This window comes from Lentibacillus persicus, from assembly GCF_900112705.1.
GTDB classification, from domain to species: Bacteria; Bacillota; Bacilli; order Bacillales; family Amphibacillaceae; genus Lentibacillus; species Lentibacillus persicus.
In genome coordinates, this window is record NZ_FOMR01000005.1 from 144288 (window position 1) to 169775 (window position 25488).

General features: G+C 37.2%; 24 protein-coding genes and 1 pseudogene. 19 read left to right on the forward strand and 6 right to left on the reverse strand.

From position 1 onward, the window contains the following. The first annotated feature begins 8 nt into the window (after nucleotides 1-8). The 17 genes and pseudogenes from BMZ22_RS08355 (at nucleotide 9) to BMZ22_RS17440 (ending at nucleotide 17017) form a co-directional block, all read left to right on the forward strand. On the forward strand, nucleotides 9-815 hold the full coding sequence (locus BMZ22_RS08355; RefSeq protein ID WP_090084270.1) for an IclR family transcriptional regulator: 807 nt from the start codon (nucleotides 9-11) through the stop codon (nucleotides 813-815). Next, nucleotides 787-1710: an aminopeptidase gene (locus BMZ22_RS08360; protein ID WP_425434277.1), complete on the forward strand. Its 924-nt coding sequence runs from the start codon at nucleotides 787-789 to the stop codon at nucleotides 1708-1710. The genes BMZ22_RS08355 and BMZ22_RS08360 overlap by 29 nt, the downstream gene beginning before the upstream one ends. Nucleotides 1711-2045: 335 nt before the next feature. After that, complete coding sequence (locus BMZ22_RS08365; RefSeq protein WP_177183393.1) at nucleotides 2046-3815, forward strand: helix-turn-helix domain-containing protein; 1770 nt, start codon at nucleotides 2046-2048, stop codon at nucleotides 3813-3815. Nucleotides 3816-4018: 203 nt separating this feature from the next. Beyond that, nucleotides 4019-4846 carry a DUF3100 domain-containing protein gene (locus BMZ22_RS08370; protein ID WP_090084280.1) on the forward strand — a complete coding sequence of 276 codons (828 nt, stop codon included), beginning with the start codon at nucleotides 4019-4021 and terminating at the stop codon, nucleotides 4844-4846. Nucleotides 4847-4856: 10 nt separating this feature from the next. After that, nucleotides 4857-5312 carry a hypothetical protein gene (locus tag BMZ22_RS08375; RefSeq protein ID WP_342710285.1) on the forward strand — a complete coding sequence of 152 codons (456 nt, stop codon included), beginning with the start codon at nucleotides 4857-4859 and terminating at the stop codon, nucleotides 5310-5312. A 45-nt stretch (nucleotides 5313-5357) separates the two neighbouring features. After that, the gene (locus BMZ22_RS08380; protein WP_090084283.1) at nucleotides 5358-6446 is read left to right on the forward strand and encodes a branched-chain amino acid aminotransferase; all 1089 of its coding nucleotides are present in this window, start codon (nucleotides 5358-5360) and stop codon (nucleotides 6444-6446) included. Between the two features lie 49 nt (nucleotides 6447-6495). Further along, nucleotides 6496-7494, forward strand: a complete 999-nt coding sequence (locus tag BMZ22_RS08385; protein ID WP_245745280.1) for a threonine ammonia-lyase — start codon at nucleotides 6496-6498, stop codon at nucleotides 7492-7494. After that, nucleotides 7491-8714: a metal-dependent hydrolase family protein gene (locus tag BMZ22_RS08390; RefSeq protein WP_090084287.1), complete on the forward strand. Its 1224-nt coding sequence runs from the start codon at nucleotides 7491-7493 to the stop codon at nucleotides 8712-8714. The genes BMZ22_RS08385 and BMZ22_RS08390 overlap by 4 nt, the downstream gene beginning before the upstream one ends. Before the next feature lie 46 nt (nucleotides 8715-8760). Then, nucleotides 8761-9645, forward strand: coding sequence for a 2-dehydropantoate 2-reductase (locus BMZ22_RS08395; RefSeq protein ID WP_090084290.1), 885 nt, complete (start codon nucleotides 8761-8763; stop codon nucleotides 9643-9645). A 69-nt stretch (nucleotides 9646-9714) separates the two neighbouring features. Continuing rightward, nucleotides 9715-10941 (forward strand): M20 family metallo-hydrolase, encoded by a 1227-nt coding sequence (locus BMZ22_RS08400; protein ID WP_090084293.1) that lies wholly within the window; start codon nucleotides 9715-9717, stop codon nucleotides 10939-10941. 72 nt (nucleotides 10942-11013) lie between these two features. Then, on the forward strand, nucleotides 11014-11724 hold the full coding sequence (locus BMZ22_RS08405; protein ID WP_090084296.1) for an alanyl-tRNA editing protein: 711 nt from the start codon (nucleotides 11014-11016) through the stop codon (nucleotides 11722-11724). 300 nt (nucleotides 11725-12024) lie between these two features. Next, nucleotides 12025-12327, forward strand: coding sequence for a YhdT family protein (locus BMZ22_RS08410; RefSeq protein WP_090084299.1), 303 nt, complete (start codon nucleotides 12025-12027; stop codon nucleotides 12325-12327). Beyond that, a complete protein-coding gene (panF, locus tag BMZ22_RS08415; protein WP_090084301.1) occupies nucleotides 12317-13810 on the forward strand; it encodes a sodium/pantothenate symporter in 1494 nt (497 codons plus the stop codon). Before BMZ22_RS08410 ends, panF begins: the two co-directional genes overlap by 11 nt. Nucleotides 13811-13848: 38 nt before the next feature. Next, nucleotides 13849-15423, forward strand: coding sequence for an N-acyl-D-amino-acid deacylase family protein (locus BMZ22_RS08420; protein WP_090084304.1), 1575 nt, complete (start codon nucleotides 13849-13851; stop codon nucleotides 15421-15423). 163 nt (nucleotides 15424-15586) lie between these two features. Next, nucleotides 15587-16372: a creatininase family protein gene (locus BMZ22_RS08425; protein WP_177183394.1), complete on the forward strand. Its 786-nt coding sequence runs from the start codon at nucleotides 15587-15589 to the stop codon at nucleotides 16370-16372. Between the two features lie 107 nt (nucleotides 16373-16479). Further along, nucleotides 16480-16584: pseudogene (locus BMZ22_RS17435) on the forward strand (hypothetical protein); the annotation flags it as partial. Between the two features lie 28 nt (nucleotides 16585-16612). Further along, nucleotides 16613-17017 (forward strand): sodium:solute symporter family transporter, encoded by a 405-nt coding sequence (locus BMZ22_RS17440; RefSeq protein ID WP_342710286.1) that lies wholly within the window; start codon nucleotides 16613-16615, stop codon nucleotides 17015-17017. Nucleotides 17018-17503: 486 nt separating this feature from the next. On the opposite strand, the gene xylB is transcribed toward BMZ22_RS17440, so the two are convergent. Next, the gene (gene xylB / locus BMZ22_RS08435; protein WP_090084307.1) at nucleotides 17504-19000 is read right to left on the reverse strand and encodes a xylulokinase; all 1497 of its coding nucleotides are present in this window, start codon (nucleotides 18998-19000) and stop codon (nucleotides 17504-17506) included. Nucleotides 19001-19099: 99 nt separating this feature from the next. Here xylB and BMZ22_RS08440 point away from each other — a divergent pair, with 99 nt between their 5' ends. After that, the gene (locus tag BMZ22_RS08440; RefSeq protein WP_090084310.1) at nucleotides 19100-19984 is read left to right on the forward strand and encodes an AraC family transcriptional regulator; all 885 of its coding nucleotides are present in this window, start codon (nucleotides 19100-19102) and stop codon (nucleotides 19982-19984) included. A gap of 2 nt (nucleotides 19985-19986) precedes the next feature. Here the strand turns inward: BMZ22_RS08440 and BMZ22_RS08445 are convergent, their stop codons facing one another. The 5 genes from BMZ22_RS08445 to BMZ22_RS08465 all read right to left on the reverse strand — a co-directional run bounded on the left by BMZ22_RS08445 (nucleotide 19987) and on the right by BMZ22_RS08465 (nucleotide 24400). After that, a complete protein-coding gene (locus tag BMZ22_RS08445) occupies nucleotides 19987-21267 on the reverse strand; it encodes a TRAP transporter large permease (RefSeq protein WP_090084312.1) in 1281 nt (426 codons plus the stop codon). Next, entirely contained in the window at nucleotides 21267-21758 is a 492-nt protein-coding gene (locus BMZ22_RS08450) for a TRAP transporter small permease (RefSeq protein ID WP_090084315.1), read from the reverse strand. Before BMZ22_RS08450 ends, BMZ22_RS08445 begins: the two co-directional genes overlap by 1 nt. Before the next feature lie 85 nt (nucleotides 21759-21843). Beyond that, nucleotides 21844-22920, reverse strand: coding sequence for a TRAP transporter substrate-binding protein (locus BMZ22_RS08455; RefSeq protein ID WP_090084318.1), 1077 nt, complete (start codon nucleotides 22918-22920; stop codon nucleotides 21844-21846). Continuing rightward, nucleotides 22913-23305 (reverse strand): HIT family protein, encoded by a 393-nt coding sequence (locus BMZ22_RS08460; RefSeq protein ID WP_245745290.1) that lies wholly within the window; start codon nucleotides 23303-23305, stop codon nucleotides 22913-22915. Before BMZ22_RS08460 ends, BMZ22_RS08455 begins: the two co-directional genes overlap by 8 nt. Nucleotides 23306-23365: 60 nt before the next feature. After that, nucleotides 23366-24400 carry a zinc-dependent alcohol dehydrogenase gene (locus BMZ22_RS08465; protein ID WP_090084323.1) on the reverse strand — a complete coding sequence of 345 codons (1035 nt, stop codon included), beginning with the start codon at nucleotides 24398-24400 and terminating at the stop codon, nucleotides 23366-23368. 270 nt (nucleotides 24401-24670) lie between these two features. Between BMZ22_RS08465 and BMZ22_RS08470 the strand changes: the two genes are divergently transcribed. Then, nucleotides 24671-25213, forward strand: a complete 543-nt coding sequence (locus BMZ22_RS08470) for a D-lyxose/D-mannose family sugar isomerase (RefSeq protein WP_090084326.1) — start codon at nucleotides 24671-24673, stop codon at nucleotides 25211-25213. Nucleotides 25214-25488 lie beyond the last annotated feature (275 nt).

Below are 25488 nucleotides of genomic sequence, written 5' to 3' on the forward strand. Positions count from 1 at the left end.
ATATACATATGTTAAAAACTGTAAGTCTTTCTTTAGAAATATTAAAAATGTTTACGAAAGAAAAACCAACTTGGGGAGGTAGAGAGTTAGCTGCCGAAATTAATGAGAATCACTCGAAGGTTTATCGTATTTTAGAAACATTAGAATCTCAAAATTTTTTAATCAAACACAAGGAAACAAAGACATATTCATTAGGACTAGCTGTTTGGGAACTTGGGAATACGCTGGCTGAAAGTATACAGATGAAAGAACTTATACATCCTATTTTAGAAAAAGTTAATAGTGTTACAAATGAATCGGTCTTCTTAACCTTCCTGGATGGCGACGAAGGCTTAACCATTGACGCTGTAGAAGCTAGAGCAACTGTACGGTTTTCGGTTTCAATAGGGAGCAGAACACCATTATATACTGGTGCCTCCTATCGTTCAATATTGGCTCATATGCCACCAGCGTTTATTGATAGATATTTAAAGAATCAATTCACTAAATATACAGAAAAAACTATGATTGATCCTGAAGCCATAAGAGAAGACTTAAAATTAATCAGGGAAAATGGGTATGCGATTAGTGAAGGTGAGTATACAAAAGACGTGATTGCTGTTGCCATTCCTGTTTTTTATAAGGATATGATAATTGGCTCCTTGACGGCATCAGGACCTACATACCGTATATCGAATGACCATATTAAATTATTTGTCACAGAATTACTGAAAGCAAAAGAAGAGCTCAATTTAATAATTGAAAAGTATGGTTTTTATTTTGATCATAGTAATATGGGAAGGGGAATTGATTATGAGTTTAGTCGATACAGCTAAGAATGTTATATTACAAAATTTAAGATTTGAGACAGGTGAGACTGTTCTCATAATCACGGATGATGACAAAAAGGAAATTGCAGATTTATTTTACCAGGCAAGTAAAGAACTTTCCGATGAAGCTGTTATTATAAAAATGCCAACACGAAATAAATCTGGCGAAGAGCCACCTCAAATGATTAGTGGCTTAATGAAGATGGCAGATGTAGTGTTATGTGTTACAAAACACTCTCTAACTCATACAAAGGCTAGAAAAGAAGCATCCGAAGTGGGTGCCAGAGTTGCAACCATGCCTGGAGTAACTATGAACATGCTTGAAAACGGCGCCATTTCAGCTGATTATAATGAAGTTCAAGAGCTCACTGAAAAGTATTGTCAAATATTAAATAGTGGTGAGAACGTAAAAATTGCAAAAGATGATTATGAATTAACGTTCTCTATCAAGGAAAGAAAGAGTATTAGCAGTACAGGGGTATTTAAAAAGCCTGGTGAGTCTGGCAATGTACCATCAGGTGAAAGTTATATAGCTCCAATTGAGGATTCTGCAAACGGTAATATTGTGATTGATGGCGCTGTAAGTAACATAGGCGTACTTGATGAACCGATTAAATTAAAAATTGAATCAGGAAGGTTAATAGATGCAACTGGTAAAAACGGGAAGAAATTATTGGAGTTACTAGGTGATGGAGATGGACGGACGATTGCCGAATTTGGTATAGGTACAAATAAAAAAGCTCGTTTAATCGGTAATGTATTAGAAGATGAAAAGGTTTTTGGGACGGTACATATTGCATTTGGCAGCAACAAATCTTTCGGCGGTGTCACTGAAGCGGGCGTACATATTGATTGTATAATTAAAAGTCCGGATGTGTGGATAGATTCGCAGAAAATTTGAATGTGGTATATCTTAAATACAAGTGCCACAATAAACTAATGAGGCTATCATTATAAATTTTAGATTTATTCTTACATCTGTTTATGTGGTATATTTATATTAACTAGTTCAACTAAGAGTGTTGAGATGGGAAAAAATAACAAAGAGATATAACTAATCTACAGAGAAGAATTGTAACTTAATAACTGTTTTTTATTTTTTATATTTTAAACTCTGCGGCAATCAATAAAAAATCATGCAATCGCTTTCATTACAAAAAGAGGTATTTTTGAGAAACTCCCTATAGAGGCCAATCGATGAGTCTTAAATTTAAAATTCGCGGGGGCGGGGTTATTATGAAAAAAGATAATCAGTTGATAAGTTTAATAGAATCATCTCAAACATTAACCTCAACCCTTGACTTGGATGTTGTATTACAAAGACTAATCACAGAAGTAATGTATATTATCGATTATGCAGACGCAGGTGTTTTATATCTCTATGATGCTAAATCAGGAAAGCTAAAGGTGGGCAGCGTGGCTGGGTTCGATATGACATACATGAAACATATATTTTTAGAACCAAATGAAGCAATGAGCGGAAAAACTTTCATTTCAAAACAAGCAAGTATTTTCACCTTCAAAGAAGACACTACCAAAGGTATGTCAAACTTATATGAAAATAACCAATTGTTATACCAAAAAGCATTAGGAGAATTAAATTATCCGACAAGCACGATTTGCGCGCCATTGATGTCAAAAGATGAATGCATCGGTGTACTGACTATTGATAGTTTTAGTAATCAGGTTCATTTTACCAAGGATGACTTACAAATTCTTGAAATATTTGCGTCTCAGTCAGTAATTGCCATTGAAAATGCTACACTTTTCTCACAGAATCAGCGCTTTCAAAGTATTAACCATGAATTAATGAAAGTGAACGTAAAACATGAAGGCGTTAATAAAATAACACAAACGCTTTCTGAAATAGTTCAAAAAGAAGTTTGTTTATTTAATGAGTTTTATGATGTGCTATCCAGCTCATCTAATGAAAGTAAAATATATTCTTCTGAACTGAAAACGAAATACTTTTATTTATTGGAAGAAGTCGCTAAACAAAAAGAAGTCGAAAATTATACATTAGAACTGAATGAGACTGTTAACTGTTATTTTTTTCCGATTAAAGTTGATAAGAGCATTATCGGTATTCTAACCATTTTTTTGGGGAATGATGACACATTAGATCCGATCGACTTATTTGCTATAGAACAAGTTCATTCGGTGTTTGCATTGGAATTGACACGAGAGCAAGGCGTAATCGATACCCATATAAAATATGAAAGTTATTTATTGGAGCAAGTTCTTTCAAACCGTTTCGAGGCGTTTAATAAAAACTTTAATAAAAATAGTGAGACAGCAAATGATACGCAATATGTGTTTGTCAAATTAGAATTAAATAACTTATTTATACCGATTGAACAGCTCACAAGGAATATCAAGCAATTTAGACGTCTTATATACAGAGAATTAAGCAATTTTAGGTTAAAAGCATTTGTTTTAGAGCAGTCAATGATTTTTAAAATTTTAATCGTAAATAACTACGAACTTAATGAAACTGCAATTACCCATGAAATAGAAAGGTTATTTAGAAAAATAACAAATCGATCAAAGGAACTAGATCTCTTTACATTTTGGGTTGGAATTGGGCGTGAATTTTTACGGATAGAAGATATTCATAGTTCAGTCCGAGATGCCGATCGATGTGTCCAATTTCTAAAGCATCGTAACAACTTAGATAGCATCATTTCATATAAACGATTGGGTGTATATCGTTTGTTCTTAAATCAGGATAAAGAAGAGTTAAATGAATTTGTGCAGGATTTAATCGGTCCTATCCTATTATATGATAAGGAAAATGGAACACAACTGTTGGAAACGGCAAAAGTTTATTTGGAAATGAATGGAAACTTACGTGAGACTGCTGAATTGTGCTTTGTCCACATAAACACTGTAAAATACCGGCTAAATAAAGTAAGAGAACTCTTAGGGCAGGAGTCTTTAACAGGGGTTCAACGGTTCGAATTACAACTTGCTATTTATTCTCAAGGTTTTCTTGAGAATAACTAAATAAAAAGAATGTCGTTTAGTTAAAAGGGACAAAACATTACCCGATGTTTTGTCCCTTTTTAATATATTATTAATATTACAAATATTATATAATTTAAGAAAAAGGAGGTGGTAAAAGTATCTTACCGAATGATACTAAATTTTAATGGCCTGATAGGTGTAACAATGACTCAATTAACCAGTAAAATTGAGGAGGAAACTTAATGAGTAATGAGACAATATTTGGTCTGTGGAAGGATTGGCGTCTTCACGCTGTGGTTTTTCTCATTGTAATCATTTCGGAAGCGATCGGTACGTTCAGTTTTTCTTTAGGGCCGGGAGTTATAATGATTCTGCCAATTATTTATGCCATCGTTTTTGGCATCATGATGTATTTCACGCCTTTTATTAATAAAAAACAGTCTAAGAAAGCTGATACACTAATTCTTTTGTCAGTTACTGTATTTTTGGGAAAAATCGGTTTAACGGTGGGGCCAGCTTTACCAGATATTATTGCAGCTGGACCGGCTTTACTATTACAAGAAATTGGTAACTTGGGAACAATTCTGTTCGCATTACCTGTTGCTGTGTGGCTGGGATTGAAACGTGAATCAATCGGCATGACCCACTCGGTAGCGCGTGAACCGAACGTTGGGTTAATAATGGATAAATATGGCATGGGCTCACCTGAAGGAAGAGGAGTTATGTCAATTTACATCTTTGGCACCGTATTTGGCGCCGTATTTATGGGGTTGATTGCTGGATTAATTGCGAGTATGACACCGCTTCACCCCTTATCCTTTGCGATGGCATCAGGTATAGGGAGCGGGACCATGATGGCAGCCGCCAGCGGTTCGCTTATTGAATTATACCCTGCCTTGGAGAATGATATTGCTGCATTTGCAGGAGCCAGTAACTTGCTGTCACTATCAACAGGGCTATATGTCAGTATTTTTATCGGCTTACCACTTACAGAAAAGTTATATAAATTAATGACTAATAAGCGTAACAAAACACCTGAAATTCCAGTGCAAAAGAAATCTGTTAAATAGGGGGGGAATTATGTTGTTAAAAAATATTAACGAATGGATATTGTTGTTCATAATTATTGGTGTTATTTCGTTAGTTGGTAACTTTGTTGGCTACAACATCATGTCGTTAAATGCAATTGCAGGGATATCCGTGCTCATAATCATCAGTTTAATCAGTCTAGTGTTGAATAAAGTAGTTCCCGTTAATTTTCCAACTATAGGGTATGTTTCTATTATTGCCGTCCTTATATCTACACCTTGGACCCCTGGCTCTGATTTAATTTTGTCCTGGACGAATGAAGTGGAATTACTTGCATTGGCAACACCGGTCCTTGCATATGCCGGGATTTCAATCGGGCGCTCGTGGACCGATTTTTTGAAGATCGGTTGGAAATCAATTGTTGTGGCGAGTGTTGTGATGATAGGTACATTTATTGGTTCGGCAATTATTGCGGAAATAATCCTAAATATACAAGGAATAATATAACACAGCTACAGAATAAGAGATTAAAGTGTAAAGGGAGTGTATACGATGAGGAATACAAAAATAAATATTGAGAGAAGAAAGAATAAAAAAACGAAACCAGCACCAGAAAATCTTGGGTTTGGAACAGTATATTCTGATCACATGTTTATAATGGATTATTCGACAGAAAAAGGTTGGCATAGTCCAAAGATTACACCATATGGACCAATTTCATTAGATCCAGGAACATCAGTATTCCAATATGCCCAATCAGTGTTTGATGGTTTTAAAGCGTATAGAACGGAAGACAATCGTATATTAATTTTTAGACCTGAGGAAAATTTAAAAAGACTAAATGCTTCGTGTGATCGGTTATGCATCCCTTCCATAGATGAAGAATTCGTTTTGAAGGCTGTAAAACAACTCGTGGATATTGATCAAGATTGGATTCCGACATTAAAGGGGACTTCTCTTTATATACGTCCATATATCATAGCGACCGATGTCAGTCTTTCCGTAACACCGTCAAAAACTTATAAATTTATTATGATACTATCCCCTGTCGGTGCTTACTATTCTGAAGGCTTTAATCCAGTAGGAATCAATGTAGAAGAGACATATGCCCGTGCGGTTAAAGGCGGAACAGGCGCAGCAAAAACTGCAGGAAATTATTCACCTGGTTATAAAGCACAGGAGAAAGCAAGTGAAAAGGGTAATGCCCAAGTGTTATGGCTTGACGCTATTGAAAAAAAATATATAGAGGAAGTCGGCAGCATGAATGTGTTTTTCAAAATTAATAATGAAGTCATTACACCACCGTTAAATGGAACGATCCTTAGTGGGATTACTCGAATGTCAGTCATTGAATTACTGAAGTATTGGAATGTTCCGGTTTATGAGCGGGATATTACGATAGAAGAAGTACACCAGGCTTATGTGAACGGCGGTCTGGAAGAAGTATTCGGCGCTGGTACTGCAGCGGTTATTGCTCCAATTGGTCAATTGAATTGGGGGGATCAAGAAATGGTAATTAATAATAAACAAACAGGCGGGTTATCTCAGAAGTTATTTGATACGTTAATTGGAATCCAAACGGGAAAGTTAGAAGATCCGTTTAATTGGACAGTAGAAGTCGAAAAAGAATTAACACTATAAAGCTAGGCTGAAGAATGTTTGATGAATAGAGGGTTAGAGGGGGCAGGCAATGATGTTCATCCAATTAGAAGATATTAAACAAGCCAAAGAAAATTTAGCAGGTGTCATTAAGGATACACCTCTGCAATATTCAAAGACACTTTCAAATCGATGTGGCAATGCGATTTACCTCAAACCTGAAAATTTACAAAAAACAGGTTCGTTCAAGATTCGAGGAGCTTATAATAAGATTGCCAGTTTGTCAAACGCGGCTAAGAAAAAAGGGGTGGTAGCTTTTTCGGCTGGCAACCATGGAGCTGGAACGGCTTATGCAGCGAAGGCATTAGGTGTGCAAGCCACTGTTGTATTGCCGGAAAATCCGGTTCCAAGCAAAAAAAATGCAATCATTGACTATGGTGCAAAAGCAGTCGAATGGGGAACTGACTCCATAGCTATGTATGAAAGAGTGTTAAGATTCCATGAAGAAGACGGCATGGAAATCATCCACCCCTTCGAAGACTACTTTACAATTGCCGGGCAAGGAACCATTGGAATTGAAATTATAAAAGAACTGCCGGATGTAGATGCAGTGATTGTTCCAGTGAGCGGCGGGGGATTAATTTCAGGTGTTGCCGCTTGTTTAAAAGAAATGAAGCCCACTACGGAAGTGATCGGTGTTAACAGTGAAGGCGCGCAAGCCATGTTTTATTCCTTACAAAAAGGCAAACCCTCGGAAGTAAATGAAGTAAATACGATCGCAGATGGGCTTATGGCGAAAAGACCGGGGGAACTGACGTTTCGGCATACTCAAAAATATGTCGATCGTTTAGTATTAGTAACCGAAAAGGAAATCGCCGAAACTGTAGCGATTTTAGCCGAACGTGCAAAGTTGGTAGTTGAACCTTCTGGAGCAGCCTCTTTAGCTGCCATATTATATAACCATGTTAATTTAAAGAATAAAAAAGCAGTGGTATTAGTAAGTGGCGGTAATGTTAATTTCAGACTTTATTCTCAGTTACTCACAGAATACGCTAATAAAGTTTTCGATAAGGAGCGGTTGTTGAAATGATTACACGAATTCGGAATATAAGGCTAATTACAAGTGGCCCCGACGGTGTTATTGATAATGGATTTATCACTTTTAATGAGTCTGAAATTATCGATCTGGGGTTTGAAGATTCTATTAATGCCACTAAAGTTGATATCGAAATTGATGGTAACAAAAGCACGATTCTCCCGGGTTTAATGGATTGCCATGTTCATTTAGGCATGGATTGTTCTCCGGATCCATTTAAACAGATTGCACAAGATGACATAGCTGTAACTGCATATAGGACACATCAGCAAGGACAACAGTTTATAGAGGCTGGTATCACTTCTGTAAGGAACCTTGGGACACGATATAATGTGGATATCTCGTACCGCAATGCAATAGAAGAAGGTATAGTAAAGGGCCCAAGAGTTTTTGCTGCAGGGCAGCCTATTGTGATGACCGGGGGTCATGGGCATCCAATGGCAACTGAAGCTGATGGCAAAGCGGAGGTTAAGAAAGCAGCTCGTCAAAGGCTAAAAGCTGGTGCAGATTTATTAAAGCTAATGGCCACTGGGGGAGTACTAACAAAAGGTACCGAACCAGGTTCCATTCAATTAAGTGAAGAAGAAATTCGTTCCGCCAGTATCGAAGCCAAGCATGTGTCCAGAACCACATCTGCTCATGCAATTGGTTGTGAAGGCGTTAAAAATGCCGTCCGAGGAGGCGTAACCACAATTGAACATGGGACAATACTTGATGACGAGGCAATCGAGTTGATGTTAGAACATGGAACATATCTTGTACCTACGCTGATTGCCGCATCGTTAATTGCAAACAAAAAAGACGTTGTTCCCGAGTATATGATCAGAAAAACAAAAACTATGGTGGAAATGCATAAGGAAAGCTTTCGGAAGGCCTATCAAGCAGGTGTGAAAATTGCTTCTGGCAGTGACGCGGGCACCCCTTTTAATTATCCGGGTCTCTTGGTGGATGAGTTATCTATTATGATTGAAGAAGGTTTAACACCTTATGAAGCTATTACGGCTTCTACGATAACAGCTGCTCAATGTGTAAAAAAGGATAGTCAAATCGGTTCCCTTGAAAAAGGAAAGTTAGCAGATTTAATTCTCGTTGATGGAAATCCGTTAGAAGATATCTTTGCTTTAAAGAATATTCAAAGAGTATATAGGGGTGGAGAACTTATGTTTAAGAAGCCTGAAATACACAATGCCCCCGTAGGCGAAGTTAGTGGCTAAGGGGTGTAAAAAGCTTTGTGATTTGTCCTTATAAGGAGTGTGTTGAATGAAGGTCGGAATTATAGGTGGCGGAGCGATTGGATTACTTTGCGCATATTATTTTGCAAAAAGTAAATGGGAGGTAACGGTATACACAAGACGTTTCGAGCAGGCACAAGAATTAAATCGCTCAGGCTTAAAGATAAGGGAGACTACTAATCGAGCGAAAGTGAAGGCAGAATTATTACTTGAAACAAAAAAGATTGATGCAGATCTTATTATAATCGCGGTGAAGCAATATAGTTTATCAGAAATTGTTGGCCAATTAAAAACACTCGTGGAGAAAAAACAAAACATGTTATTTGTCCAAAATGGGATGGGTCACATCGATTTAATTCGTGATCTTGACCATAAAAACATCTTTATTGGCGTTATTGAACATGGTGTATTAAAACATTCAGACTCTGAAATCGATCATGTTGGAAAGGGCACCACAAAAGTTGCTCCTTTTCAGGGAAAAATTGCAGCCCTTTCTGGCCAATTGGAAGGAGTCAAACAACCTCATTTTCCATTTGAGTATTGGGATGATTGGTATCAAATTTTAGCTGATAAGCTGCTGGTGAATGCAGTTATTAATCCCTTAACCGCATTATATCAAGTTAAAACTGGCAGCCTTGTCGAAAACGTTCACTTTCAAAAAAATATGAAACGTTTGTTTGAAGAAGCGGTAAATATACTTGGATTGAAAAATAAGGAAGAGCAGTGGCGGAATATTCTTAGAGTTTGTCATAATACAGCAGGAAATCGTTCATCAATGTTGAGGGACATTGAGTCAGGGAAACAGACTGAAATTGATGCAATTAGTGGTTATCTGATAGAGCGGGCAGAAGATCAAAACAAAGATTTGCCCTATACACGTTTTGTATATGAAAGTATAAAGGGCATGTCATAAAGTATACAGATACTGAAGTATTCCAGTTAGAGCGAGTGGTTTAAAAATGCATGTAAGGAGCCATGCCCCGTGATTAATCCAAAACGATTGGAAAAAAGAATCTATACTCTTGCAGATATTGGTGCGACAAAGGAAGGCGGCGTCACCCGCTTAGCACTTACGAAGGAATATAAAGAAGCTATTAATCTTATAACACAATGGATGGAAGAAGCAGGTATGCACGTTTTTTTAGATGCTGCGGGAAACCTTATTGGCAGAAAAGAAGGGCACAAAACAAAAAAGCCTCCAATTGTTTTGGGCTCTCATATTGATTCGGTTAAGAACGGGGGAAAATTTGATGGCGTCATCGGAGTGATTGGAGGTATTGAAGTTGTGCAACATCTTACTGAAGAAAAATTTAATCTCAAACGGACAATTGAAGTCATAGCTTTTTGTGAGGAAGAGGGTACTCGATTTTTATCAGGTGGTATGTTTGGCAGTCGTGCAATGGTTGGTGACATTAAGAATTCAGAGATGGAGGCTAAAGACAAGGATGGAATCACGCGTGAACAGGGGTTTAAAGATTTTGGCTTAGATCCGAACAATATAAAACAAGCAGTGAGAAACAAAAACGCAATTGAAATCTATTTGGAAATGCATATAGAGCAAGGTCCAGTATTGACACAAAAAGAGACCCCTCTTGGTATTGTTACCGGGATCACAGGTGTATCCTTGATGGAAATCATCGTCGAAGGAGAGCAAAATCATGCAGGTGGTACACCGATGAACGCTCGAAAGGACGCATTATTGGCAGCGAGTGAAATTGCGCTGACAATTGAAGAAATTTTTAATAACTATGGCGGAGTTTCAGTTGGGACCATTACAAGAATGCATGCTCAACCTGATCAAGTAAATATTATACCTGGGCGTGCCACTATGACACTGGACGTTCGCGATATTGAAATTGAAAGACGAGATAAAATATTAAAGGAAATAGAAAATCGTGCAGAAAACGTTGGCCAAGAGAGAGGGGTAACATTTCAGTTTAGACCAGTCCTGCATGCTGAACCGACAATGTGTGCTGAAGAAATAATCAGTACAATGCAGACAGAAAGTAAAAAAATGAAATTGAAGTATCATAACATGCCAAGCGGCGGAGGACATGATGCCCAAATAATATCTAAAATTGCGGATATTGGAATGATCTTTGTCCGCTCAAAAGGAGGGAGTCATAACCCTAATGAGTTTGCAAGTATTAAGGACATCACAGATGGGACAAAACTTCTTTCCGCCACAGTATTAAAGTATATGAAATAATTTTGGGGAAAACTTTCCTATAAACAGTGTTTAAAGTACTTTCTCGGCAGAATGTAAGGGAGGTGACAACGCTTGGCAGTAGAACAATTTACAATAGATAGTTATAAAAAAACAGGGAGTGCAAATATCACGAGAATTGAAGGAAATAAGATTATATTGGACAAAACAATTTTTTACCCATCTGGCGGTGGCCAAGAACATGATACAGGTTATTTCATACAAGATGATGGGGCATTCAAAGTTGAAAAGGTAAAAAGAGAAAACGGCGAAATCATTCATTATGTAGAACCACATAACAACTTGAAATTATCCTCCGTAAATATGCAACTTGACTGGGAACGCAGATACAAGTTTATGCGTCATCACACAATGCTGCATGTTTTAAGTTCTGTTCTTAATCGAAATTATAATGCCCTATGTACTGGAAACCAGATAAATGTACATAAATCGAGGATTGACTTTAATAATGTTGCCCATTTAACAGATAATGATTGGCGTGACGTTATTAAGGAAACCAATCGCGAAATTCAAAGTGCTCATAAGGTAAGCTCACGTCTTCTACCAAGGGAATTGGCTAGTGATGTTTCTAACATGGCTAAAACAGTCATAAATTTAATTCCTTCATCAGTTAGAGAGATTCGTCTTGTGAAAATCGGAGAAATTGATGAACAACCTTGTGGGGGAACCCATGTGAAAAATACGAAGGAAATCGGAGAGATATTCCTCGAAAAGGTTAAAAGTAAAGGGAAAGGAATTACTCGCCTGGATGTCAGAGCTGTTTAGAAATGCTTGATATGGAATCATCTATCTATTCTGCTAAAGCCTGCACTTTTTCCATCTACTAAGATAAGCACTGCCAATGTTAATAGTTAACATCACATAACATCCCCTCAAATGATAACGCATAAGAGGGGAGAACTTTTAATCTTGGATAGAGAACTTGTAGGCTATGAAAACACCTATAGAAACCATCTGTCAGAATTATTTATCTTTGTTGACAAGTCAAGATATTTGTTTTAGGATATCTACAACCTTAATTATTTAGAATATTAAAAATCTGAAATAAGAAAAGAGGGACATTATATGGTGAAAGAAAAAATGAAAGACGATGCGAGGTTTAAACAGTGTAACAAGGAATTTATGTATACGTTTACTTTTTTTGTTTTTAATATTCTTTTAGTTTTCGGATTAACCTTCCCTTTAGGTTATAACGTCGATGCTAGTGAAATAAAACTTGTACTGGGTTTTCCGCAATGGTATTTTTATGGCGTAATCGTATCGTTTATTTTGCTATCAATTTCCACTTTTCTGATGGTCAGGTTTCTTTTTAAAGAAATGTCGCTGGAAGGATACGAGGATGCGGAGGGGCTAAACGATGAGATTTGATATTACCATTCCTATTATCCTTTATTTACTAGCTACTTTACTTGTCGGGATTTATTTTCGCAGATATTTAAAAAAGGGAAAAGGCAATTTTCATGAAAAGTTTTTTATTGGTGGCAGAAATTTGGGCCCACTGGTATTAGCTTTCACGATGGTCGCTTCCACCGCTAGTGCAGGAACTTTCATAGGCGCAACCGGTGTAGGTTATGAACAAGGTTTTAGCTGGCCATTAATAATAGCCTCTCAAACCGCTATGGGCGTGTATGTACTAGGCGTTTTAGGTAAAAAGTTTGCAATTGTTTCTAGAAGAATAGGTGCTGTAACTATGACGGATTTTCTAAAAGCCAGGTATGAAAGTAAGCCGGTAGTTTTGATAAGCGCATTAGGGATATTAGTATTTATTAGTGCCTATATGGTTGCACAATTTGCTGGCGGAGCAAGGATACTGGAAGCTGCTACAGGTTTTCCATATCATTGGGGATTACTTATATTTGGAGGTATAGTTGTTCTGCTTACTGTATTCGGAGGGTTTAGAGGCGTTGCAGTTACGGATGCAATTCAAGGTGTTGCTATGCTCTTTGGCGGTATTATAATTTGGGTGATAATTATGATTCAAACTGATGGTTTTACTGCAATAGTAAGTCAGTTATCAGTTGATCACCCGGAATTGGTAACAATACCTGGAGGTAGTGGCGCTACGCCACCTTTGCTATTTTCCTATATGCTGTTATTTGGTATCGCTATGCTCGGGTTGCCGCATGTTGCAGTGCGTGGTATGGCTTTTAAAGACTCTAAATCGATGCATAAAGGTATGGTTTATGCAGTTATTATTATGGGGCTCTTTTCTGTTGGTTTTGCGTCAATCGGGCCTATGCTTCGAATATTGGTGCCAGATGTGACACAGCCAGATTTGGCAATGCTTTTGTATTTGGTAGAGGCAGTGCCCGGTTGGCTTGCTGGATTAATAATGGCAGCCCCTTTAGCAGCTATCATATCTACTGTAAACTCTATGTTGTTAGTTGTCAGCTCGACAATTGTTAAGGATATATATATGAACTATGTTAATCCTAAGGCTTCTGAAAGAACTATTACAAAGCTGTCCTACTTTTCTACTTTGATAATTGGTATTGTTGTCGTTTTGATTTCAATTACGCCCCCCGATTTTATTCAATTTATTGTAGTATTTTCAATTGGCGGACTAGAAGCAACATTGTTTGCAGTGATAGTTTTCGGTTTATATTGGAAGCGTGCTAATCAGTGGGGAGCTCTTACTTCTATGCTTGTTGGATTCACTGCATACTTAATTATAGTAATAGCCTTTGATGAAATGTTGTTTGGCATGCATGCGGTTGCAACCTCTTTATTCTTGAGCGTAGTCAGTATGATTGCTGTTAGTTATTTAACTAAGAGACCAAATAAAGAAGTAATTAACAAAATTTGGGGAGCTGAACCGACACAACAGGTTCAAAAATCTGTAGCCAAGTAATGCAGCTCTAGAAGAACTTAATATAGGAGTTGAATGTAATGCTAGATATATTAATTAAAAACGGATATGTGGTTGATGGAACGAATAACCCCTGGACAAAATTAGATGTAGCTATTCAAAACGGAAAGATTGTAGAAATGAAAAAAACTATTAATGATAGAGCTATAAAAGAAATAGATGCTACAGGAAAAGTTGTGTCCCCCGGTTTTATAGATACACACGTGCATTCTGATCTATTATGTATCTATCCTGAAATTCATCAGATAAAATTAAAGCAAGGCGTGACGACAGAATTATTAGGACAAGACGGGATTTCCGTTGCACCAGTCAACCATAATACAAAGGAGTTATGGCAGAAACAGTTAAAAGGGCTGAACGGGGATATTGGTGATTGGGATTGGTTGAGTGTTGCTGACTACTTAACCCATCTAAGAGAATCAAATATATTGGGTAATATGGCGTATCTGGTCCCACATGGGAATGTAAGAACTTTGGTCATGGGTTTTGAAAAGCGAGAAGCCACACGGCAGGAAATGACAGAGATGAGAAAGCATGTAGAGGAAGGTCTGGAACAGGGCGCTTTGGGCTTTTCATCAGGCCTTGTATATCCTCCTAACGTTTTTTCTAACACTGAAGAAATAATAGAGATTTGTAAAGGTGTAGCCGAGTATGATGGCTGTTTTGTAGTACATATGAGAAACGAAAGCTTTAATATTCTAGAGGCTGTCGATGAAATGATACAAGTAGCAATAGAATCCGGAGTCAGATTGCATCTATCCCATTTAAAGGTTATTGGTGTTAAAAACCGCCAATATTACCCACAGATAATAGAGAAGATAGAAAAAGCACGTTCTCTGGGGATTGAAGTTACGTTTGATCAATATCCCTATACGGCGGGCTCTACAGTTTTTAATGCTATTCTGCCTCCGTGGACACATGATGGAGGTACAGAAGAAATGCTTGCACGGCTGAAGGATCCGAATACACGCAAGAAGATAAAATATGAATTGGAAGAAAGCAGAGACTTTGAAAATTGGGTTTACAATTGTGGCTGGGAGAATATTATCGTTTCCTCTGTGGGCAGTGATAATAATAAAAAGTTTGAAGGAAAAAGTGTCAGCGAGATAGCTGAATTAAGAGAAACAACTGCCGCAGATGCAGCATTTGACCTTTTGATTGAAGAAAAAGGAAATATTACAATGGTTGTCCATTGGGGCCTTGAGGAAGATATGGAAAGTGCGATGGAAAGCCCTTATCACATTGTTGGGTCTGACAGCATATTTGGTGGGAAACCGCATCCAAGGCTATCCGGCACTCAACCAAGGGTACTCTCTCGGTATGTAAGAGAAAAAGGCATTCTACGGTTGGAAGAAGCAATCCATCATATGACTGGGGCTGCTGCACAATTACTCCGTTTAGACAAAAGAGGAATTTTACAAAAGGATTATTGGGCGGATGTGGTAGTGTTTGATCCGGATGAAGTTGCCGACAAATCAACATATGATGAGCCAAATAATGAACCTGTAGGAATCGACTACGTTATTGTTAATGGTCAAATATGTGTTGAAGAAGGCGAATGTCATTTAACCGGTAACGGCAGTGTTTTAGCCTAGAAATATAAGAAGCATGTGAACGATGTATTTGAACGACCAACGAGCTTGAATTGTTGGTCGTTTAAATTAGGCAACAAAAGTTTCCACGAGTATGGTTATCAATATAGGATTATATCAAATTCCATCCATTATGTTTACCTATAAAAGAGGGGAGATAGTCATAATGAATTATGCTAATGAAATACAACTTGAACGTTTAACATCACCCAAAATTAAAGAACTGATTGATGGTGGAATGAAAACCGCCATTGTACCAACAGCAGCCATTGAGCAACATGGCCCCCATTTACCCTTATTGGTTGACGCTGCACATGCAACTTGGCAAGGGACCGAGGTAGCCAAGCGTATGGGAAATGCGCTGGTAGCACCTACTATACGGGTGGGCAGTTCTGAACACCATACTGAATTTCCAGGTACGATTTCTTTAAGAAAATCCACTTTTGAATCTATTTGTGAGGATTATTGTATAAGTCTTAAACAACATGGTTTCGATACGATCTGTTTATTTTCGTGTCATGGCGGTAATTTTAGTATACTTGGGGATATGGAGCATCGGTTAAACTCATTAGTTGGTCAAGGAACCAACGTGATTACTTTTTCGGATTTAAGTCGACTTATCAAAACTTGGCGTGAAACGGCAGAAAAGTGGTCAGGTTTAGGTGACAGGGCAGGTGGCCATGCCGGAATTGCTGAAACATCATTTACACTTTCACTTCATCCGGAATTAGTACATCGAGATGAAATTGAACCAGGCTACAGCGGAGATATCCTGCAACATGAAACACAAACAACACTCTTCGAAGGGGGTATCCATAACTTAGCATCTAATGGTATTATTGGTGACCCAACCGGTGCGAACGCTGAATTGGGAGAATTATGTCTTAAAGCATATGCGAAAGTTCTTGTTCAATACTTCCGCTCACGGATGGTGAACGTTGGAAAAGCATGAGAGGAGTTAATTTAATTGGTTAGCAGCTAACCTTCTTAATGAAAAGAGTGTCGAGAGCAAATATTAGTACTTGGTGTGGAGCGGCCGTATTTATTGGATGGATGGGTATGGGCTTTACAGTTGGACTTTCAGGGTTTTTTAAATTTGCGCTTCCTGGTATTTTGCTTAGTCTTCTTTTAATTATCGTTTTAGCCGCTCCATTAAGAAGACAGAGACTTTATACACTGGCGGATTTATTTGGTGAACGATTCGGTGGTCGATCCGGCATTATTCCTTTGCCATTTTCGATTGGAGTTATTGCATCCGGCTATTGGCGGTGTAGTATTTATTGGGTTAATGGCTGCACTTATGACCGGTGCAACGTCATTTATTTTACAGGGGAGTTCCAATTTATCGAGGGATATCTATCAGCGATTAATGAAACCGGATGCAAACAATAAAGAGCTAATGTTTGTTTCCAGATTAACGGTCGTCATTATTACAGTCCTGGAATTAATTGTTGCGTATTTTGTTACAGATATAGCAACTGCTTACCAATGGGCACTCCGGCTTTCTGCAACGATTCTTGTGCTGCCTTTCTTAGCGATTATGTTCTGGAGCAAAGTAACAAAAAGCGGAGCGTTCTGGAGTATGATTCTTGCATAATTTCAACGTTGGGGTGGCCATTTTTAAACGTGGAAATTGATCATACCGTATTGGTTTCACTGTCTCCCTGCTCAGCCTTGTCATTATAAGTTTGCTCACCAAGCATGATAAAACTGAACAAGTTAGATCCGTTACTCAGAGGCGTGACCTCCTCCCCCGCAATGGATACACACGGAAAAAGCCTAAGCAGTGCTTTATTGGAAATGGAAATTTGATAAGAGAGGCTGTTGTTTTTATAGGACTGCCAGGAGGTGGGACAGAAGGTCAGGCACTCTGTCCCCCAAGCATAAACGGACCTCCCACTTGTTTATAAATGGGGATTTCGTTTATGCTTTTTTGGCAATTTTTGAATGCTGAATGTCTTAGGGTCGCTAGCGCACTGAACAAGGGTATCTTCTGTAATGGGACATACAAAAATAAGTTGCTTACTTGACGATTATGGAGTGAGTTTCATTGGGCCACTGTAATGAAAAGACCTTTCATCTTTTATCTATAGATTTCTAATTCTCGGTTTAAATCTCTAGTACGTGAATACACTTTCTTATAAACATCATATAATGCATTATATTTTTCTACGTTTTCTTCTATAGGATCATAATATTTTTCATAAGTAATAAATACCTTGGCACATTCTTCTAAGGAATTGTACCATCCGCAACCATAGGCAGCTAAAATAGCCGCTCCTAATGACGGTCCCTGATCATTAGATAATTTTATTACTCTAGTATTAAATATGTCGGCCTGCATTTGGAGCCACAAATTATTTTTTGACCCTCCACCAATGGAAATGATAGAGTTAACCTCAATATTATTTTCCCTTAATAGGTCTAAAGATTCTTTTAGTGAAAATGTAACGCCTTCCATTATCGCTCGAACAAAGTGTTTTTTCTCATGGAATGTATCCATACCTATGAAACTGGCTCGAATACTTGCATCTGCATAAGGAGTTCTTTCACCAACTAAATACGGAGTAAATATGAGTCCTTGCGCACCAATTAAAGTAGAGTCTAATTCCTTAAATAGGCTTTCTAAAGGATCATCTATCCTAAATGCCTGTTGAAACCACTGTAAACTATACCCTGCAGAGAGTGTAACACCCATGCTATAAAAAGCGTTTTGTTTCCCATGGTTAAAATAGTGTAATTTTCCTTTATAATCCTTATTGCCGGACTCGTCATAGGAAAGCATAACACCCGATGTGCCGATACTGCATAAAGCTTTTCCATTTGTCAATACTCCACTACCAATAGCACCACAGGCATTGTCTGCTCCTCCCGCAAAAACTTTCGTCGTACTCGATAAACCTGTTTCATCTGCGAAATGAGAGGTTATCGTCCCACAGAATTCATGTGATTCAACCAAAGGGGGGCATATATCTTTATTAACTCCAAATGTTTCGCAAATTTCCTCACTCCATTTTTTATTAGCTACATCTAGCAATAGTGTTCCAGCAGCATCCGAGTAGTCTGTTTGAATATTACCGGTTAGACGAAAGCGGAGATAGTCTTTCGGTAATAAAAAATACTTAATCCTATCAAAGATTCCTTTCTCGTTTTTTTTCACCCATAACAATTTCGGCAGGGTAAAGCCCTCTAGTGCTCGATTTTTAGTTATATCTAATAACTTTTCCTTTCCTAAAGTATTATGGATCTCCCGACATTGGGGCGCTGTTCTCGTATCATTCCAAAGAATAGCATTTCGTAGCACGTTTAAATCGTCATCTATAAGTACTAAGCCGTGCATCTGCCCAGAAAAGCTTATACCCTCAATTTTTTCCGCTTTTCCATTTAATTTAGAAACCAACTCTGAAACCAGCTCTACAGTTTTTTTATACCATAAGTGTGGATCTTGCTCACTATACCCTGGTTTCTCATTGATTAATGGATAAGTTTTGGAGATACTCTGATATGTAACCCCGCCTCTATCAACCAAGACCCCTTTGACTGAACTTGTCCCTAAATCGATTCCGAGTACGTAGCCCATTTTTTATCCTCCTCGTTTAAAGTTCTGCATTGAGTTTCAAAAATTTTAATTTATTGGTAAGATTAAAATAAGATATTCTAACATAAGGGGTGATGAATAATGTTACGTGATGATCAATTACGAGTCTTTTGGATTTCCAGAATAGATTACGAAAAAAACTCTGGTGTAAAGAAACACTATCACAGCGATATCTTTCAGCTTTTATTTATTATGGACGGTGAAGGGGTAATCGAAATAAACGGACAAGAGTATCCGCTTATGCCCAAATATGCTTACTTTATTTCAAAAGAAAACGAACATCATTTCTATTTTAAAAAACCCTCGTCCACTATTGATATAAAATTTGACATTATTAGCTCCGACCTTGAAGAATTGATAAAAACCCAAAAGATTCAAATTCCTTATTTTATGAGTGATTCTTCCAAAATAAAGGAACTATTTAAAACATCCATCCATAATAAGCAGAATGATAAGCTAACTCCATATCTAGTAGATGTTTTATTTAAAAACATTCTGCTATTGCTTGTTCAAGAAACACAGGAAATTCAAAACTCGTCACACGATTCAGCACCTGCTATGTTACAGAGAAATACTAATGATTTTCCCATTCAAAAGTTTCTTATTGAAAATTTACACCAGAAAATATCATTGGACGATATATCCAAACATTTTAACTACCACCCGCATTACATTATTGATTTGTTCAAACAAAAATTAAACACCACACCCATGAAATATTTACAATTATTAAGAATTGAAAAGGCTAAAGAATTCCTGGAATTTAGCAACCTTTCTATTTCTGAAATTGCAGATAAAATCGGTTTATCAACACCTTACTTTTCTCGATTATTCCATAGCATGGAGGGGACTTCTCCAACTGATTACCGTGACCAAACCCGCACTGTCGTTGGAAAGCCGATCATTCTTGATGAAAACTTTATTTCCTCGTTACCGAAACAACCGCCAATCTCTAACCAAAAATAAGGTTAGTTAAAAAGATTTGGAATAAATAGAGTTAATTGAGGAACGAAAGCTATAATCAATACTGTGATAATCATGACTATATAAAAAGGTAAAAGTGCTTTAACCACACTTTCAATAGGAACATTAGCTACGGAACTACCTACAAACAATGCTCCGCCTACTGGTGGAGTAACCAGCCCTATAGCCATACAGACCATCATTAAAATTCCATAGTGGATAGGATCCATACCAATACTTGTAGCTATTGGTAATAATATTGGTGTCGTAATCAAAATAATTGGCGCAACATCTAAAATAGTACCAAGCAAAATTAGAATAAATATAATAATCAATGTTATAACTATAGGATTTTCAGTTAAGGACAATAAACTATTCGATATCATTGCTGGGACTCGTAGCAGAGCCAATAACCATGCAAATCCACTTGAAGCGGCTATTAAAAATAAGACCATTGCAAGTGTTTTAAACGTGCGTTGCAGAATAGGAACTATCTCAGAGATATGAGCATCCCGATTGAAAACGAAACTAAGAATAAAAGCGTAAATAACCGCAATTGCAGCTGACTCAGTTACTGTAAATATACCTGTCATAATTCCGCCTATTATAATGATAGGCGTCATTAAAGCCGGGATACCTTTCCAGGATGCAATGAAAAAGTCCTTTATTGTTGCTGGCTTTTCTGCCGGGTAGTTTCTTTTAATAGCTATAATGTAGGTGAGCATCATCAAACCAAGACCTAACAGAATGCCAGGTATAATCCCACCCAGAAATAAAGAGCTAATAGAAACTCCGCCCCCCGCAACCAGTGCATAGATAATCATATTGTGACTTGGAGGAATGACAATCCCTTGTGTGGAAGAAGTGACAGTTACAGCAACAGAATAATCTGTATCATATCCTTTCTTTTTCATCATAGGGATGAGGACAGAACCGTTAGCGGAAGCATCAGCTAATGCAGAACCAGAAATACCGCCAAACAACATGCTTGAACTAACATTTACAATTCCTAATCCACCCCTGAATCTTCCGACTATCGTATCGGCTAGTTTTATCAATCGATCTGTTATCCCGCCAGTATTCATAATTTCTCCAGCTAATATAAAGAATGGGATGGCCAAAAGGGGAAAACTATTAATTCCACCAACCATTCGTTGAACAAGGATAGACAGCGAAATATCCAGTATAAAGCATACAACAATGGAAGTTACCCCCATCGCCAGTGCAACTGGAACACCGAGTATTAATAGTATAATAAATACTCCTATTAATGTAGCTACAGCCATTATTCAACCTCCTCATTTTCATGATTGGGTCCCTTCCATTTTCCTGAAAATTCAAACAAAAGATACAAAACTACTAATAAACCGGATATTGGGATAGATGCATATAGAACTGCTGAAGGCATACTCAAACCGGACATAGTTGAATCCTTCATATCATAGGAAAAAATCAACCCTTGAACAAGCATAAAAAATCCAAATAGAATTGCTAGTACTCGCTGCATGTAAATCAATACTTTTTGCACTTTATCTGGCATCATGGAAACAAATAAATTTATCTTTATATGGGTATTATCTTGTATTCCAATTGCAATCCCAATAAAACCAATCCATACCATTAGCAATAGGGATAAAGGTTGTATCCAAGGTGGTGTGAAATTCAGAACAAATCTAGAGAATACTTGGTAACCTATTATAACTGTCATAATAACAATCATTGATAATATCGCGTATTCGACTATTTTTCTAATTTTGATGAGAGCTTTTTCGATCAACTGAATCCCCTCCAGTTATCTGACTTCTTGTAAAATGGGTAAAGGGTCAAAAATGCTCCCCTTTACCCACACCCTAAACTAGTCGTTATCTTGCATTTTCAATTACTTGGAATAACTCACCATATTCTGAATCGTACTCATCATATAGTGGTTCTACTTTTTCTCTGAACTTTGCACGTTCTTCTTCAGTTAATTCGACTACATTATTACCCGCTTCCACTACTTTATCCATTGCTTCTTGTGAGTATTTATCGTATTCTTCAAGTTGGATTTTTTCAGCTTCTAAAGCTGCGTCTTTAATTATTTGTTGATCCTCTTCAGACAATTTGTCCCAAGAATCTTTACTCATAAACATTACTCCGGGGATTCTTAAGTGCTCTGAAAGTGTAAAATTTTCCGCTACTTCATAATGACCATCAGCAACGTAAGTGCTTACATTATTTTCCCCGCCTTCAATAACGCCTGTTTGTAGACCACTGTAAACTTCAGATGCAGCAAGTGGAGTAGGAGAGGTACCTAATTTCCCAAACGCATCAATTAAAATGTCATTTTGCATGACACGAATTTTTTTGCCCTCAATATCTTCAATAGTTTCAATGGGATCCATTGTATAGAAACTTCTAGCCCCGGCATCAAATATAGAAAGACCAATTAAATCAGCACTTTCTAAATTGGCAAATAATTTATCTCTTAATGAATTATCTAATGCATTCCACATGTGCTCTCTGCTGTCAAATAGAAATGGAAAACTGAAGACGCCAAAATCTCCTGCAAATTCAGTTAATGGACCTGCATTTGCTCTGCCGATATCAATAATACCTACTTGTGTTTGTTCAATAGTTGTTTTCTCGTCTCCTAATTGTCCACCGGTATATACCTCAATTTTTATCCTTCCATCGGACAATTCTTCTACCTTTTTAGCAAATTCTTTTTCTGCAATAGAGTCGGGATAGTCATCAACTTGTGGCTCTGAAAGTCGTAAAGTTATTTCTGCTTCTCCAGAACTTTCGGCTTCTGTTCCACTTTCACTATTGTTTTCGACATCACTACTATCATCTGCGTTGTTATCTGATGCTGCCCCGTCTGATGAACACCCAATTAAAGTAATAACCGCTAACAATGATAGTAAAAATAAAAATATCTTTCCATTCATTTTAAACATGATACTCCTCCTCTATTATTAACTTTTTATTTATCTGACTTATTATTTCTTTGTACTCAAACTCGTGTAGTTTCTTTTTATGTTTTGGGTTATTAGTAAAGGCTTCTCCCCAATTTTTCTCTCCAACATATTTAGGAACAATATGAACATGGAGATGTGAAACCAAATCGCCAAATATTCCATAGTTAATTTTGTCAGGATCATAAATATCACTTATTAATTTCGCTGATAAGGACAGCTCTTTCATAAATAGATCACGTTCAATTGCGGTTAACTCATACACCTCCCTTTTGTGATCTTTAAATGCAAGAATACATCTTCCTTCGTGGGTTTGATCTCTGTTCAGGTATAAAGTAGAAGCTTCAAAATCTGCTATTTTTATCATTAATTCCTCTAATTTATCGTTTTTTTCACAATAGAAACAGGTATTATTCATACGGTGTTATCAATCCTTTACTTCACAATCGATCATGACGTGAATAGTATCCCCTTTGTGTGTATTACGGGTTTCAAAGGCTTTATCTACGTCTTTCAATGAATAAGTGTGGGTGATGGTTTCTTTTGTATTAACAAGTCCATCTAATACGAGTTTTAAACCTTCATCAAAATATCTTCTATTATCTATATCTCTTTTTGGTTCAGTTGAAAAGATATCAAGTCTTTTCTTATGAACTTTAAAGAAGTCAATTGGCTTATGACATGTGCCAATGCAACCATACATAACAATTCTTCCATTTTGCGCAGCAGCATCAATGGCATCAACCATTCCAGAACCTTCTAATAGACAAGGAATAACTATATCAAAACCTTCAGGAAAGTCTTCACCAACAATATCCATTGTATTAGCATCAGATGATGGCATTTTATAAGTGTGCGTGGCGCCATATTTTTTAGCCAGCTCTAACTTTTCATCAAATAAATCTGTTACGACTAAATTTTTAGGACTGTAAAGTTTCACTACTTGTGTTAATGCAAGGCCACTAACACCCTGTCCCATAATTAATACATTTTTATTAGGAGAGATATCTGCATTTTCAGCTGCGGATAACAGGGCTGGAAGTACTTCAATTAATGACCCTTCAACCAATGGCAGCTCCTTAGGTAGTACTTTTATGGAGAAAGGTTTGCAACATACATACTCAGCAAAGGCTCCCCAAACGTAACGAAGTGCTACATGATCTCCCTCTTCTAACCCAATAACATTTTCTCCGACCTTATCTATGACTCCAGCAACTTCATGGCCTAGACGCGTTGGATATGATACAAATTCAGGTTCCCTGTTTCCACGGAAAACCTCGACATCACTGCCACAAATACCGACCCATTTTATCTTTATTCTTACCTCCCCCTCGGAAGGCTCAGGAATTTTCGCACGTTTTACCTCAATTTTCTCACTGTCAGTCATGACCGCACAAAGTTGTGTGTCAGGCCCCTCGTAATCGACCAAATTCATCTCAGGTGTTGTCATTTTAGTTACCATAAATAATTCTCCTTTTTCTTAGTGGCATTTTTGTAAGCGCCTACATTGCATACTTCTATCATACTTGTAACCTTTATAAAGTACTATAGCTAGAATTCAATTATGCTTAACCAAAACTCAGATAAGAAATTTGTCGAATTGGAATATAATAGTGATACCAGGTGAATAAGATTTGAGTTTTGGTTAAATATATACATATATTTGTTATATGAAAATATGCTAAGCTAGTTTAAAATTTCTTTTAGAAGCTATAAAAGGAGGGGATAATAAATGATTTCACGTACGGTATATGAAAATATAAGAAAAGAGGTACTTGAATATTTCAGCAAATGTAATATAAAACTTACTAAAGAAGAAAAAGAAAAGATTGAAGTAGCTGATTTTGGTCTTAATAGAATAAGAGAATTAGGTCTTCAATTAATAGAATATATTAATACAGATCGGGTTTGTGCAAAAGATCTTGTTCTGCTTCCCGGACAAACATGCCCTGAACATCTACATCCACCTGTAGGAGATTCACCTGGTAAAGAGGAAACTTTTAGATGCCGTTATGGCACTGTTTATTTATATGTCTCTGGTCCAGCTGTTGAGAATCCAAAAACAACTGTGCCTGATGACAAAAAAGAAACCTTTACAGTATGGAATGAGATTGTCTTAAATCCAGGAGAGCAATATACTATTTTTCCCAACACACTCCATTGGTTTCAAGCTGGTAGTGAAGGTGCAGTCGTATCTGAGTTTTCTACTAAAAGTACTGATGAAAATGATATCTTTACAGATCCAGATATTGAAAGACTTCCTATTGTCGAATAAACTCCTATAGTTAAAAAAGTGAACAAGAAGCTATTCAAAGACGTAATTATTGGTAGTGAGACAAAGTGTCTGACACTTTGTCCCACCTCATATGTGCGCCAACAGAAAAATATGTGCCGGAAAGCGGAAAATATGGGCCGCAGTGCACGCATGCGGAAACAATGATCAATGGAAAAAAGAATAAAGCATGACCGAATTAACTCCGCCTTTAATCAGTTGCGGAGTTTTTTTATATGTGCTTACAACATTATGGAAATTGTTTATTTAACCGCTCC